At 42.3% G+C, this 14,351-nt stretch carries 10 protein-coding genes and 1 tRNA gene; 7 read left to right on the forward strand and 4 right to left on the reverse strand.

Going from position 1 to position 14,351, the window contains the following annotated elements:
- Window positions 1-456 precede the first annotated feature (456 nt).
- Genes AC07E5_RS07450 through AC07E5_RS07460 form a run of 3 tightly spaced genes read left to right on the forward strand, consistent with a single transcriptional unit; the run spans window position 457 to window position 5,225 of the window.
- Window positions 457-1,791, forward strand: coding sequence for an efflux RND transporter periplasmic adaptor subunit (locus AC07E5_RS07450; RefSeq protein WP_317097815.1), 1,335 nt, complete (start codon window positions 457-459; stop codon window positions 1,789-1,791).
- A 1-nt stretch (window position 1,792) separates the two neighbouring features.
- A complete protein-coding gene (locus AC07E5_RS07455) occupies window positions 1,793-3,766 on the forward strand; it encodes a MacB family efflux pump subunit (RefSeq protein WP_180080147.1) in 1,974 nt (657 codons plus the stop codon).
- Window positions 3,767-3,788: 22 nt separating this feature from the next.
- On the forward strand, window positions 3,789-5,225 hold the full coding sequence (locus AC07E5_RS07460) for an efflux transporter outer membrane subunit (protein WP_004974963.1): 1,437 nt from the start codon (window positions 3,789-3,791) through the stop codon (window positions 5,223-5,225).
- Here the strand turns inward: AC07E5_RS07460 and AC07E5_RS07465 are convergent.
- Window positions 5,181-6,509 carry a sensor histidine kinase gene (locus AC07E5_RS07465; protein ID WP_498625148.1) on the reverse strand — a complete coding sequence of 443 codons (1,329 nt, stop codon included), beginning with the start codon at window positions 6,507-6,509 and terminating at the stop codon, window positions 5,181-5,183. The genes AC07E5_RS07460 and AC07E5_RS07465 overlap by 45 nt on opposite strands.
- Before the next feature lie 817 nt (window positions 6,510-7,326).
- Here AC07E5_RS07465 and AC07E5_RS07470 point away from each other — a divergent pair.
- Window positions 7,327-9,558, forward strand: a complete 2,232-nt coding sequence (locus AC07E5_RS07470; RefSeq protein ID WP_004974956.1) for an NADP-dependent isocitrate dehydrogenase — start codon at window positions 7,327-7,329, stop codon at window positions 9,556-9,558.
- Window positions 9,559-9,851: 293 nt separating this feature from the next.
- On the opposite strand, the gene AC07E5_RS07475 is transcribed toward AC07E5_RS07470, so the two are convergent.
- Window positions 9,852-9,938, reverse strand: a tRNA-Leu gene (locus tag AC07E5_RS07475).
- A 177-nt stretch (window positions 9,939-10,115) separates the two neighbouring features.
- Here AC07E5_RS07475 and queA point away from each other — a divergent pair.
- Genes queA through AC07E5_RS07490 form a run of 3 tightly spaced genes read left to right on the forward strand, consistent with a single transcriptional unit; the run spans window position 10,116 to window position 12,796 of the window.
- Window positions 10,116-11,153: a tRNA preQ1(34) S-adenosylmethionine ribosyltransferase-isomerase QueA gene (gene queA / locus AC07E5_RS07480; protein ID WP_179990699.1), complete on the forward strand. Its 1,038-nt coding sequence runs from the start codon at window positions 10,116-10,118 to the stop codon at window positions 11,151-11,153.
- A gap of 25 nt (window positions 11,154-11,178) precedes the next feature.
- On the forward strand, window positions 11,179-12,207 hold the full coding sequence (locus AC07E5_RS07485) for a hypothetical protein (RefSeq protein ID WP_179988694.1): 1,029 nt from the start codon (window positions 11,179-11,181) through the stop codon (window positions 12,205-12,207).
- 22 nt (window positions 12,208-12,229) lie between these two features.
- On the forward strand, window positions 12,230-12,796 hold the full coding sequence (locus tag AC07E5_RS07490) for a LemA family protein (protein WP_154320335.1): 567 nt from the start codon (window positions 12,230-12,232) through the stop codon (window positions 12,794-12,796).
- Between the two features lie 92 nt (window positions 12,797-12,888).
- On the opposite strand, the gene AC07E5_RS07495 is transcribed toward AC07E5_RS07490, so the two are convergent.
- Together AC07E5_RS07495 and AC07E5_RS07500 are read right to left on the reverse strand one after the other, a co-directional pair.
- Window positions 12,889-13,839, reverse strand: coding sequence for a sensor domain-containing diguanylate cyclase (locus tag AC07E5_RS07495; protein ID WP_346781527.1), 951 nt, complete (start codon window positions 13,837-13,839; stop codon window positions 12,889-12,891).
- Window positions 13,840-14,171: 332 nt separating this feature from the next.
- Window positions 14,172-14,351 (reverse strand): hypothetical protein (locus AC07E5_RS07500; RefSeq protein WP_498625146.1); only part of this gene is annotated, 180 nt, incomplete at its 5' end.

Raw genomic sequence — 14,351 nt, forward strand, 5'->3', positions numbered from 1 at the left:
TCATGAGAAAGCCCATATAAATGGGTAATGTACAAGTTGCTGTAGAAGCATGTTTAATTCGTCTGATCACAGATACTTTATAAAGTATTTTAATACTTTTTTGAATCCGTCAATGCGTAAGTCCTAGTTATTTTATGGAATTTGATACTAGCTGCTTTTAATTCTTAAATCCATATAGAAAATAAGGTTTTTTAAGCAACTTAGACCATAGTTGTATTTTTCAGCATTTATCATAAAAATTCATAAAATTATCATAGAGATGAAACAAACTACCCCACCTCGTTAACAGATGCTATTTTCACTTTTTTTATGGATGTAATACCGTACTCAGACTGTATTAAATCTAGCTCAAACCACTAATAAATAATTCTCATTTGCAGTTTCTTCAAAAAATTCACGATTTATCCTTATTTCACTTCTATAATCCTTTTAATTTCTTTTTCTGTTTTTTGACTCATGCCAAAAATAAAATCGACCAAACTTATTGTGGGAATTATCATTGCGCTGATGCTGGCATTTGCCGCTTGGTATTTTTTAAAACCCAAAGAACAACAACCGCAATACATTACTGCCGAAGTGAGCCGTGGAGATATTGAAAGTGCGGTGTTGGCAACAGGCGTACTTGAAGCCACCAAAATGGTCAGTGTTGGTGCGCAAGTTTCAGGTCAAGTCAAAAAAATGTATGTTCAGTTAGGCGATCAAGTCAAACAAGGACAGTTGATTGCCCAAATTGACTCTGTACGACAGGAAAACGAGTTTAAAACAGCACAAGCCAGCATTAAAAACCAACAGGCACAATTGGCGGTTCGACAAGCTAATCTTGCTAAAGTCGCAGCAGAATATCAGCGTCAACAAGCCATGTATGCGCAAGATGCGACCTCACGTGCCGAACTTGAAACTGCCTTAGCCAACTATAAAACTTCGCAAGCAGAAATTGCTGCCATTAACGCTCAAATTGAACAGTCACGCCTAACTTTAGACACGTCTAAAGAAAATTTAGGTTATACCCGTATTCTTGCCCCAATGGATGGCACTGTCGTCGCAATTGTGACCGAAGAAGGTCAAACCGTGAACGCCAATCAAAGTGCGCCCACGATTGTTAAATTAGCCAAACTTGACACCATGACTGTAAAAGCAGAAATTTCTGAAGCGGATGTAATGAAGGTCGAAGAGGGACAAACGGTCTATTTCACCACCTTGGGCAACAGTGAGAAAAAACATTACGCTACTTTACGTCAGGTAGAACCTGCACCCAAATCCATCAATACCGAAAGCAATAACAATACGTCATCATCTTCAAGTTCTGCCGTGTACTACAACGCTTTATTTGACGTACCAAATGAAGACGGCAAGCTACGCATCAATATGACCGCACAAGTGTCCATTGTATTGGCAGAGGCACGCAATGTGCTGACCATTCCTGCTGCTGCGGTACAAGGTGTAAACCGTTCACGCAGTCGTGGCAACAGCAATAATTCAGACAGCAACGTACGTGCTGAGCGCGACAATACCGATGCCAGTTCTAGCAAACGCCCTGCCCGCTTGGAATTGACTACCAATGAAAAAGCCTTGGTTGATCAAGGTAAAGCCTCTTTAGGCATGGTACGTGTACTGCAAGCTGATGGTTCAGCTCGTCCACAATCGGTATTGCTTGGCTTAAATAACCGTGCAACGGTACAAGTCATTCGTGGCCTAAAACTGGGCGATCAAGTCATTATTGCCGATGGTTCCGATACCTCAAATGATGCGGCGAAGCGTGGTGGTCGTGTTGGTCCATCAGTGAGAATGTAAGATGAGTCAGTCACAACCTCTGTTAGAGGTCACCAATCTGACCCGTGAATTCCCTGCGGGCGAATCTACAGTACAGATTCTCAAAGGTATTGATCTGAAGATTTACCCAGGTGAATTGGTTGCAATTGTGGGTCAGTCAGGTTCAGGAAAATCCACCCTCATGAATATTTTGGGCTGTCTGGATCAACCCACTACTGGCAGCTATAAAGTCAAAGGACGCGAAACTCGACAACTTGAAGCCGATGAATTGGCACAACTACGTCGTGAATATTTTGGTTTTATTTTCCAGCGCTATCACTTATTGGGTGATTTAAGCGCTGCGGGCAACGTCGAAGTGCCTGCAATTTATGCAGGTGCCGATGTTGAAGAACGACAAGCACGCGCGACTGCGCTGCTCAGTGACTTAGGTCTAGCCGATAAAACCCAAAACCGCCCAAGTCAGCTTTCAGGTGGACAACAACAACGTGTATCCATTGCACGTGCCTTGATGAATGGTGGCGATGTGATTCTTGCCGATGAACCCACAGGTGCACTCGACAAGAATAGCGGTATTGAAGTGATGCGGATTTTGCGTGAGCTAAATACCAAAGGTCACACCATCATCTTGGTCACACATGACCATAATGTCGCTAAAAATGCCACACGGATTATTGAAATCAGTGACGGGCTTATTATTTCTGATCAGCCCAACACACCTGCCGATCAAGATGATATTACCCAACAAACTTTGCAACATTCACCACAAAAAAGAACTTCAGCTTGGCGTTCTGTATTTGATCGTTTAGGTGAAGCGTTCCGCATGGCGCTACTGGCGATGAATGCGCATCGCATGCGCACCTTTTTAACCATGCTCGGGATTATTATCGGGATCGCTTCGGTTGTATCTGTTGTGGCACTTGGCAATGGTTCACAGAAACAAATTTTAGAGAACATCAGCAGTTTAGGTACCAACACCATTACCGTGTTTCAGGGGCGTGGTTTTGGTGATACCTCGCGCTCATCTCAGCTTAAAACCCTAATTCCTGCCGATGCCGATGCTTTGGCAGAACAACCTTATGTGGATGGGGTCAGCCCATCGGTCAATAGCAACGTCACAGTACGTTTTAAAGACACCGAGGCTTCTGCCACAGTCAATGGTGTGAGCGAAGACTTTTTCTATGTGCGCGGCATGAACTTCCAGTCGGGTCAGCCTTTTGACAAACACAGCGTGCTGGAACAAGCGCAAGATGTGGTGATTGATCACAACACCAAAAATACATTTTTTAGTGATGGCAGCAACCCTGTCGGGCAAGTAATTTTATTGGGCAGCGTACCCAGCCGTATTATTGGCGTGGTCGAAGAACAAAAAAGCATGATGGGCAATGCCGACAGCTTAAATGTGTATTTGCCCTACTCTACGGTAATGAGCCGCATGCTTGGCCAAAGCCATGTGCGCAGCATTATTGTACGAGTCAAAGATGAATATCCAAGTGCTGCAGCAGAAAATGCCATCCTAAGTCTGTTGGTACAGCGTCATGGTGCGCAGGATGTATTTACTCAAAATGCCGACAGTATCCGTGAAACCATCCAACAAACTACCGCCACCATGACCTTACTGGTTTCTGCTATTGCAGTGATTTCACTGGTGGTCGGTGGAATTGGCGTAATGAACATCATGTTGGTCTCTGTCACAGAACGCACCCAAGAAATTGGGGTACGCATGGCAGTCGGCGCACGACAAAGCGATATTTTGCAGCAATTTTTAATTGAAGCCATTTTAGTGTGTATTTTAGGCGGTGTACTTGGCGTCTTGCTCGCACTCGGAATTGGGCAATTGATTAATCATGTGGCAGGTGGAACCTTTCAAATGGCGTACTCCACCACCTCGATTGTAGCCGCTTTTGTCTGTTCAAGCCTGATTGGAATTGTGTTCGGTTTTATTCCTGCACGTAATGCTGCCCAACTGAACCCTGTCGATGCGCTATCTAGAGAATAAGGAATTAGAGTAAGGAATGATGATGCGATTTAACCAGAAGTCACGACAATTCAGCCAACTCGTCACTGCGCTTTTTCTTGGCAGCAGCTTAGTGGGTTGTGCAGCCGTAGTCAAAACACCTTATCAGGCACCTGCTGTAAATATTCCTCAACAGTTTGAGCAGCAGCAAAAAAGCCAGCAAGTCCTTGCACAACTAAATACAGACCGTTGGTGGACACTCTTTCACGATGCTGCTTTAAATCAATTGGTTGAACAAGTCTTGGCGCGCAACAGTGACCTCGCGGTTGCAGGACTGAATTTACAACAAGCCAGATTACAAGCCAAACAAAGCCAAAGTCAGCAAGGTGTCCGGATTGGCAATGCAGGTATTTCTACAGGGCATCAATTTAGTTTAGAGGGCAATGGTGATACAGCGCGTGGGATTTCGCTGAATTATCCCGGACTGAGCTATGAATTGGACTTATTCGGTAAACTTGCCAATCAGACTGAAGCTGCACGTTGGGAAGCCTTAGCCACCGAACAAGACTTACAAGCCACCGCACAAAGCCTGATTGCAACCACTGCCAATTTATATTGGCAATTGGGTTATTTAAATGAACGCTATGTTGTCGCACAACAAAACCTTGCCAGTACGCAAAAAACGTATCAATTGGTCAGTGCGCAATATCGCGCGGGTGCAGTTTCAGGATTGGATTTAAACCAAGCCGAACAAGCCCTGCAAAGTCAAAAATCAACCTTGAGCCAAATTGCACAGCAAAAAGTTGAAACACGCACCGCCTTGGCAGTTTTACTGCATCAACCTGTGCAAATGTTGAATATCAATGAACCACAGAGTTTAGCCGCTGTTCGTTTACCGAATATTACTGCTGGCTTACCTGCAGAACTGCTGTCACGTCGTCCCGACTTACGTGCAGCCGAATTACGATTACGTAAAGCCTTGGCCAATAAAGATGCCAATCGAGCCAGTTATTACCCATCCATCAGTCTTACAGGCACACTCAGTACAGGTGTCGGTACAGGCGCGCATACCTCTTTAAGCGATGCCCTAAAAAACCCAATTGCCACTTTAGGTGCAGGTTTAACCCTGCCATTTTTGCAATGGAATGATATGCAGCGCGATCTAAAAGTGAATGCTTTGGAATATGAAAAAGCCATTGTGCAATATCGACAAACTTTATATAAAGCCTTTGCCGATGTCGAAAATGCACTGTCAGCACGAACCGCGCTGAATCAACAAGTCGCGCTGCAAAGCCGCAATTTAGCACTGGCAGAGAAAACTGAACGCTTAACTGAGGTGCGTTATCGGCATGGTGCGATTGCCTTAAAAAACCTGCTAGATGCACAAGAAACCACCCGCAATGCACGTTTAAGTTTATTGCAGACCAAGCAAAACCAATACAACGCCTATGTGACTTTATTGCAAGCGTTGGGTGGTAGTCCGATTCAAAACATTCAATAATGCAAGAGTTGATCTAAATTGATCACGATAAAAAAAGCCTGTGGATGATTTTAAACATCCACAGGCTTTTGCTTGCTTTGTATNGACTTTAAAAGTCGTTCCCACACCTTCTTTCGATTCCACCACAATTTGCCCGTGGTTCAAATCGACAAAACGCTTACACAACACCAAACCTAAACCAATACCCTTTTCACCTGCAGTGCCTTTAAAACTAACAGTAAGTTTAGGCTCGAACAGCGTTTCGAGTTGTTGTGCAGTCATGCCCAAACCCGTATCTTGAATATAAATATCCACACTGGTTTCTGTTTGCTCTGCACGTAAAATGACTTTGCCTGTGCCATCGGTAAAGGTAAATTTCAGCGCATTCGACACCAAATTTTGAATCACCGAGGTAATCATATTGATGTCGGCATAAACTTTAATGCCTTCTTCAACTTGATCAATCAGTTCAATATTTTTCTTGATTGCCAAACTTTTCAACACATCGCAAACAATTTTGGTCGATTGCTTTAACTCAAAATTAATTGGGTGATACACAAAGCGTCCACCCTCTGCCATCGCCCAATTCAATAAACTTTCTAGCAAGTTATAGGTCGATTGTGCTGTGTCGAATAAATAGTCGGCAATATTTTGAATACTAGAATCATCCAAAGTTTCGCGCTCTTGCGCTAAAACTTCCGAAAATCCCAATAAGCCATGAAATGGCGCGCGCAAATCATGCGCAATAATTTGGAAAAATTTGGTTTTACTAAAATTCAATGCAGACTGCTGTTCATACAGTTCTTTTAAGCTTGCATAATCAACTTTTAATTCAATATAACGCACCAAACCTGCAGCAAACTCCGCCACTGTCGGCAAAGCACCTAAACTAAACGCTTCTTCACGATGATCAAATAACAACAACTGCCCAATCGACTCCCCATCGGTTTTGAGTAAATCCAGTGCGATTAGGCGCGCGGCTTCTATCCCCAAACTTGCGATGTGCTGCACAAAATTTGCATATTGAGGATGTTGAGGTTCAATCAGTTGCTGACCTTGAAAGAAAGCGTCTAACCGTGCGTTTGGGTTGGCACGAAAGGCTTTAAAAACTTGATTGGTGGAATACCAGATGTACGGCTCATTTTTAAAAGTCAAAATGGCATGATCGACTTGCAGCATTTGACGGGCAAACTTCAAAAAACCATCAATTTGGTTACTTGGCGTATGTACACCCAATAATAACGAGAGTGTGCAAGCACTGAGTTGCTCCGTTTCAGGACCAATTTCCAGCAACTGTATTTTCATTTTTGCCTCGTTGATTAAAGTGTGCTGCGCACTATGAATTATTTTATCTACAAAACTCATCCACTGAATCCAGAGTTAACCTACAAACTTTAACACAAAACACAAGCTTTCAAACTAATTTAAAAAACTGCGTAACAACTCGGCATTTCTTCTTTACTACTTGATTTTTTCATCTATGGATTAACAAGGGTTTAGCTCATGCTTGATTATCATTTTTGATGGATCAAACGGTGCTACAAACCCGCTAAAAAATACGCTTATTTATGTAAAATTTGGACCATAAAAATAGATCTAAACTTTTAAAATATAAATCAGGCTTTTTATCTGTAGATTTCCCTCCGTTTTTGAAGAAAATCTCAACTTCTATACAAGAATTTACATTGCATCACACTGTAAAAAACCGAAGCAACATATTGATAAACATATAAAATAAATAGAATAAATATATCTACCTATCATTTTCATCGGTTATTTATCAAACATTCGACTTAAGTCGAACCCTCAACTGGTTAATTTATAATAAAATATACATATATTTTTGATGTCATATCTTCATCATACGATTTGATTAGTATTTCAACAGTAAATACTCAAGGCGATTTTTAGGTTTAAATAGGCTCATTTTTACATTAAGCCGTGTCTTGACTCGCACAAATGCGACACATCATTTCGTAGCGAAATGGCGTCATCACTGTAATTACGTTGACTGAAATGCATAGAGAGTCGATACTCTCAAGGTTAAATTAGGCAAATCGGTTCGCAGGGGCTGAGTCATCATCTCGCTCCTAAAAAACTCAATCAAAGCAAGGGGCTATATATGGCTGGTGGAAAGTCAAAAATCATTTACACACTGACCGATGAGGCGCCATTGTTGGCGACCTACTCTCTACTGCCGATCATTGAGACCTTTACTAAGCCTGCTGGCATCGAGATTGTCAAGAGTGATATCTCTGTAGCAGCACGCGTACTCTCTGAATTCTCGGAATACCTAAGCGAAGAACAGAAGGTAGCCGACAACCTCGCAGAGCTTGGACGTCTCACGCAAGATCCAGATACCAATATCATCAAACTTCCAAACATCAGTGCTTCAGTTGCTCAGTTAATTGCATGTATCAAGGAATTACAAGCAAAAGGCTATGCAATTCCTGACTATCCTGAAAATGCGGATACTGAAGAAGAGAAAGCTTTACTCGCTCGTTTTGGTAAATGCTTAGGTTCAGCAGTAAACCCTGTATTACGTGAAGGTAACTCTGACCGTCGTGCACCTGCTGCAGTGAAAAACTATGCAAAAAAACACCCTCACTCTATGGGTGAATGGAAGCAATGGTCACAAACTCACGTTTCACACATGGATGAAGGTGACTTCTACCATGGCGAAAAATCAATGACGCTTGACCGCGCACGTAACGTAAAAATGGAACTCATCACTCATTCTGGTGAAACCATTGTATTGAAAGAAAAAGTAGCGTTACTTGATGGCGAAATCATCGATTCTATGTTCATGAGCAAGAAAGCGCTTTGCGACTTCTATGAAAAAGAATTGGATGATTGTAAAGAAGCAGGCATTTTGTTCTCTTTACACGTAAAAGCGACCATGATGAAAGTTTCACACCCGATTGTATTCGGTCACTGTGTGAAAATTTACTATAAAGAAGCGTTTGAAAAACACGGTAAATTGTTTGAAGAACTTGGCATTAACGTCAACAACGGTATGGCAGGTCTTTATGAAAAGATCGAAACCTTACCAACTTCTTTACGTGAAGAAATCATCGAAGATTTACACGCATGCCAAGAACACCGCCCTGCACTTGCAATGGTGGATTCTGCAAAAGGCATCACCAACTTCCACTCTCCAAACGACGTAATTGTAGATGCTTCTATGCCTGCAATGATTCGTGGTGGCGGTAAAATGTGGGGTGCTGACGGTAAACCTTACGACTGTAAAGCAGTAATGCCTGAATCTACTTTCGCGCGTATTTACCAAGAAATGATCAATTTCTGTAAGTGGAATGGTAACTTCGACCCACGTACGATGGGTACTGTGCCAAACGTAGGTTTGATGGCGCAAAAAGCTGAAGAATACGGCTCACACGACAAGACTTTTGAAGTTCCTGCTGCAGGTGTTGCAAACATCACCGACATTGACACGGGTGAAGTGTTGATGACTCAAAACGTAGAAGAAGGCGACATCTGGCGTATGTGTCAGGTGAAAGATGCACCTATTCGCGACTGGGTTAAACTTGCAGTAACACGTGCACGTAACTCTGGTATGCCAGCAATTTTCTGGTTAGACCCGTACCGTCCACACGAAAACGAAGTGATCAAGAAAGTTCAAAAATACTTAAAAGATCACGACACGACTGGTTTAGATATTCAAATCATGTCACAAGTTCGTGCGATGCGTTATACGCTTGAGCGTGTTGCGCGTGGTTTAGACACCATTTCTGTAACAGGTAACATCTTACGTGACTACCTCACTGACTTGTTCCCAATTATGGAGCTTGGTACTTCTGCGAAAATGTTATCTATCGTTCCGCTAATGGCGGGTGGTGGTATGTACGAAACTGGTGCGGGTGGTTCTGCGCCTAAACACGTACAACAACTTGTTGAAGAAAACCACTTACGTTGGGATTCATTAGGTGAGTTCCTTGCGCTTGCTGCTTCTTTAGAAGAAATGGGTATTAAAGAAGATAATACTCGTGCGAAATTACTTGCATCAACTCTTGATCAAGCGACCAGCAAATTACTTGATAACGACAAGTCTCCATCACGTCGTACTGGCGAACTGGACAACCGTGGCAGCCACTTCTACTTGGCAAAATTCTGGGCAGAAGCACTTGCTGCTCAAGACGAAGATGCTGAGTTGAAAGCGAAGTTTGCACCACTTGCACAAGCTTTAGCTGCAAACGAAGACAAAATTGTTGCTGAACTTGCGGAAGTACAAGGTAAATCGGTTGATATCGGTGGTTACTACGCAGTAGATCAAGCTAAAGTGAATGCAGTAATGCGTCCAAGCGCAACATTCAATGCTGCACTTGAAACTATTTAATGCGATGACATCGCACTGATACGATTCAGTGCCTGTTCTACAAAAAACCAGTGTGAAAGCACTGGTTTTTTGTTGGCAGTAAATTGATAAAGACTGAATAGGTGAGCTATATCTTCACATATATCTTTATTTCTTATTCTGTATACCCATTCTTATCCATGAGTCCCAAAAGTTAAATTGAAGCAAACGACAATCTTCATATAAAAACTTAAGGATATTCAAATCATTGGATAAAGTTCAGACAATAAAAAAAGCCCCCAAGTCTTAATATGCTTGAGGGCTTTTCCTTTATATGGTCCCGAGGGTCGGACTCGAACCGACACGTCATCTCTGACAGCGGATTTTGAGTCCGCCGCGTCTACCAATTTCACCACCTCGGGTAGGTGTTGATGGGTATAATAAACTTTTTTGACAGCTTGTCAACGCAAGTTTTTTGCAATTGTTTAAAATTAAATCAGCTGTCATTTTTTTGATTTATAATCGACCAATTTCATCCATAAAACCTAAAAAAGCATATACTAGGCGCAGTTTTCCCAGTGTTCTAACTTGTTTTTATCATGCAGCTTTCTGACTTTAATTTTAATCTCCCCGATGAACTCATTGCTCGTTACCCACTAGCAAGTCGTAGCGCCTCTCGTCTGCTGCATCTTGATGCTCAAGGTCAGTATCATGACCATCAATTTACCGACTTACTGAATTTACTCGAAGCGGGCGATTTACTGGTACTTAACGATACCAAAGTCATGAAAGCGCGTCTTAAAGGTAAACGTGCCACAGGCGGTGCAGTGGAAGTCTTGGTAGAACGTCTGCAAGATCAATTTATTGCCCATTGCCATATTAAAGCCAGCAACTCACCAAAAGCAGGTGCAGAACTGTTTATTGGGCCTGATGCTGTAAAAGTGACCGTACAAGGTCGCCATGAAAACTTATTTATTGTCGAGTTTTCGCAGCCTATTTTAGACGTATTGGATGCCTACGGTCAGTTGCCGATTCCACCCTACTTTAACCGCGAAGCAGAAGCGATTGATACCGAGCGTTATCAAACCGTATTTAACGACCCAACAAAACTTGCTAGTGTTGCCGCACCCACTGCCAGCTTGCACTTTGATGAAGCCTTACTGCAACAGCTAGCAGATAAAGGCATTCAAAAAACCTTTGTGACCTTGCACGTGGGCGCAGGTACATTCCTGCCTGTACGTACCGATGATATTGCCAATCACATCATGCACAGTGAATGGTGTGAAGTTTCTGAAGCTGCCGTAGCGCTGATTCGTGAAACCAAAGCACGAGGCAACAAAGTTATTTCAGTGGGCACAACTGCCACCCGTGCCGTGGAAAGTGCTGCCCAAGCCCATGCAGGCAAACTTGCAGCGTGGTCGGGTGATACGCAAATTTTTATTTACCCAGGTTATCAGTTTAAAGTGGTGGATCGTCTAATCACCAATTTCCACTTGCCTGAATCCACCTTATTAATGTTGGTATCTGCGCTTTCAAGCCGTGAAAATGTCATGCAGGCGTATCAACATGCTGTGGCGGAACGCTATCGTTTCTTTAGCTATGGCGATGCCATGCTGATTGATCAAGCTCAGACTTAATTTTCAAACTGTAAAAGAAACCGCCATGCCGCTCGATTCCGTGCAACACTCCATTCATATTCGACGCAAGAAGAATCAACGGGTATTTCGTAATATCGCGCGGTTATGGGATATTGGAAAAAAAGCACAAAGCCATCAAGATATTTTAGATGGCTTACACCCTTGGCAAGATGACATCACCCTCAAGTTTGAAAATGTTTTGCCTGTCCTGCTTGGCATTATAGGTGTGTTGTTCTGTTTATTGCTCTTGATTCAACCGAGTAATATTTGGCTGCAATTCTGCTTGCTGATTGGGTTAGGCTGTATCTTCTGGGCATTTATTACCTATGAACAAGACGACCCCATTGAAGAAGTCATCACTTTTTTAGAACAAGAAAGCATTGCACAGCGCTATCAACTGGCATGGCAGCAACCACCGCAACATCTTGCCCGAACCCTACAACCCGTTTATTTGATTGCTCATTTAAAAAGTCTGTTTCCCTTGTTTAATTTAGGGAATCTGTCCAATGAAATTCGCCGTTACGCCAGTACTGTTTGGCAAGATCAACAAGGCAAGCAACATCAGGTTTTGGTCTTTGAATATCGCTATGTCAGTGAAACCCGCATTAAAGATCAAAATGGCAATGACTATAAAGTGCGTGAAGTGGTGCGGCATTTATCGGGCGTATTTGTCTTTGATGTGCAGCTACAAGGTTTAGCCGTTACCTCAAACAATAAAACCTTTGGTGCGCCTTATCATGTGCCGTGGCATACCAGTGACATTCGCCTGAATCAAAAACTCAACTTTTTTGGCAGTGATGCAATTCAACTGGCGCGTACGCTCAGCCCTGCAATGGTGTTAAAACTGGATGATTTTTTTCAGCATCAGCAAGGTGATTTGTTATTTCACCCTGAGCGGAACACGCTCTGTTTTTTAGGTAATCGCAACTTGTTTGAAATTTCCAGTAAAGCAAAAAATATTCAAGATATTTCCGCATTGCGTGGACACTTACGCACTTTTAAATTACCTTATTTAGAACAATTACAGACAGATTTGATTGATTTTCTGGACTAAGAAAATCGTCTTGGGGCAAAACATGGGTATCGCAATTTTTCTTTTGGTTGTCATCGTCTTGGTGATGCTGGGCATCATGATTCGTAACAACATCGTACGCCACCACAACGCCACCATCCGCGCTTGGGCAGATGTGACCAGTTTTGAACGACAGAAGTTAAAAACGCTTGAAGAACTTGCGCCAGTGGTCGAACAATATGCAGGTATGGAAAAAGGCACTTTAGAAAAAGTGACTGAACTGCGCCAAAATATTATGAACCTAAACATCAACAATGCCGATGTCAGCCAATTACAACGTGTTGAAGCCTTGAGCAAAGAATTGATGCGCAGCTTAAATGTGGTGGTCGAAAATTACCCTGAACTCAAAGCCGACCAACTGTATTTAAAAATGATGCATGAAATTGATGAGCAGAACGAAAATGTCGGTGCTGCGATTACTATTTATAACCGCAATGTCGAGTTATTTAATAACTATATTCAGGTCTTTCCTAACAACATGATTAACACTGCAACCACAGCGAAAAAACCTGTGCGCGCCTTTCGGGACAACGGTGCAGCACAAAGTTTTGATTATCGTCCAAACTTTTAAGCCATTTAATTCTAAACCGCTCATTTAAAATTATTTTTCAACGCATGAATAAAAACAGCAAGCACGAAGCTTGCTGTTTTTTTAGATTTCAACTAAACAAAAGACTGTGTCAAATACTGCACCTGATTGCGTCCTTTGTTTTTTGCCAAATACAACAATTCATCGGCTGAATGCAGAAAATCGACCACATTGTGATACTGCTGATTTTGGTGATAGCTATTTACACCAATACTCACAGTAACTTGGGTCGTCTCCCCTGTCTTGGTATGTGGAATTTCCAGCGCATATACTGCCTGTCTAAAGTTTTCAGCAAGTTGTACAGCATCTGCCAATGGTGTTTCAGGCAACAGCACCACAAACTCTTCGCCACCAAAGCGAGCCACAAAGTCAGATGCACGAGCAAAGTGTTGTTTAAGCAACTGCGCCACACTAATCAAACAATGATCACCCTGTAAATGTCCATAATTGTCGTTATAAGGCTTGAAATGGTCGATGTCGATAAACAAGAGAGACAATGCATGTTGATGACGCACAGCACGTTTAAATTCGTTTTCTATACGCTCACTGAGCGCCTTTCGATTGGCAACCAAGGTCAGCGGGTCTTGTAAGCTCAAAGCCAGATTTTTGCGACTCAACGCTTCGAGTTCCAACTCCATTTGTTTACGCGCAGAAATATCAAACATAAACCCAATAATCGCCACAGTTTCGTTATTTTCACGAATCACATGCACCACATCACGAATCCAGACATAATCTCCTGTAGCGGTTAAGGCACGATAATCCGCTTCGTGGTCTGTGCCTTGATCGGACAGACTCACACACATATTCACGGTCTTGTCCCGATCTTCAGGATGCATCCGATCAATCCAATCTTGTGCAGTTTTCCAGCTGTCTTGCGTCCAACCCAGTAAAGACTCAATTTGTGGGCCAATATAGCTAAAAGCTTTGGTTTTCCAGTTAATCTGCCACGGAATTGCATTCGTGGTTTCCAAAAGTGTTTTATAGAATTGGTCTTCTTTTAGTGCACTGTTTAATTCACTCATAGCCCACCTCTATGAATTGATTTTAATTACAATTTAACAACTTAAGTGAGCTTTGACTACAATTTGTTTTGTCTTATTGACATTTTTCTCAGCTTTGACACAATCATGAGGTTGAGCAAAATATAAACAACAATTGCTCAAAACATAAATCCCAAAATAAAAAGTAAGCCGATAAAATGTTAGAACATATTCAGAACCTGAAAAACCCCTCATTCAAGAGTTTTTCCAACTCTATGAGCAATATGAACAAGACCAAATTTATGCCTGTGTACTGGTCTTTAATGAATATCTTGGGGTCGATTATTTAGCTGTTTCAAGCCAACGCAGCCTGTTTAATGAACAGGAAGATGAAGCACAATATTTATCTGAAGTAAATAAATGGAATTTGACATACTCCCACCACTTTCGTTTTCACTCAAGTGGGGGATTCTAAAAGCAAAGCTCTTAGGCGACTTCCTCACGGATTTCGCTTGCTTTCTGCTTCTTAGGGCGACCTTTACCGCATCCACCCT

Source organism: Acinetobacter seohaensis, from assembly GCF_056431365.1.

What these genes read in the sequence shown, in the direction of transcription:
- AC07E5_RS07450 (WP_317097815.1), top strand. Translation starts at nt 457, where the DNA reads ATGCCAAAAATAAAATCGACCAAACTTATTGTGGGAATTATCATTGCG.
- AC07E5_RS07455 (WP_180080147.1), top strand. Translation starts at nt 1,793, where the DNA reads ATGAGTCAGTCACAACCTCTGTTAGAGGTCACCAATCTGACCCGTGAA.
- AC07E5_RS07460 (WP_004974963.1), top strand. Translation starts at nt 3,789, where the DNA reads ATGCGATTTAACCAGAAGTCACGACAATTCAGCCAACTCGTCACTGCG.
- AC07E5_RS07470 (WP_004974956.1), top strand. Translation starts at nt 7,327, where the DNA reads ATGGCTGGTGGAAAGTCAAAAATCATTTACACACTGACCGATGAGGCG.
- queA (WP_179990699.1), top strand. Translation starts at nt 10,116, where the DNA reads ATGCAGCTTTCTGACTTTAATTTTAATCTCCCCGATGAACTCATTGCT.
- AC07E5_RS07485 (WP_179988694.1), top strand. Translation starts at nt 11,179, where the DNA reads ATGCCGCTCGATTCCGTGCAACACTCCATTCATATTCGACGCAAGAAG.
- AC07E5_RS07490 (WP_154320335.1), top strand. Translation starts at nt 12,230, where the DNA reads ATGGGTATCGCAATTTTTCTTTTGGTTGTCATCGTCTTGGTGATGCTG.
- AC07E5_RS07495 (WP_346781527.1), bottom strand. Translation starts at nt 13,839, where the DNA reads ATGAGTGAATTAAACAGTGCACTAAAAGAAGACCAATTCTATAAAACA.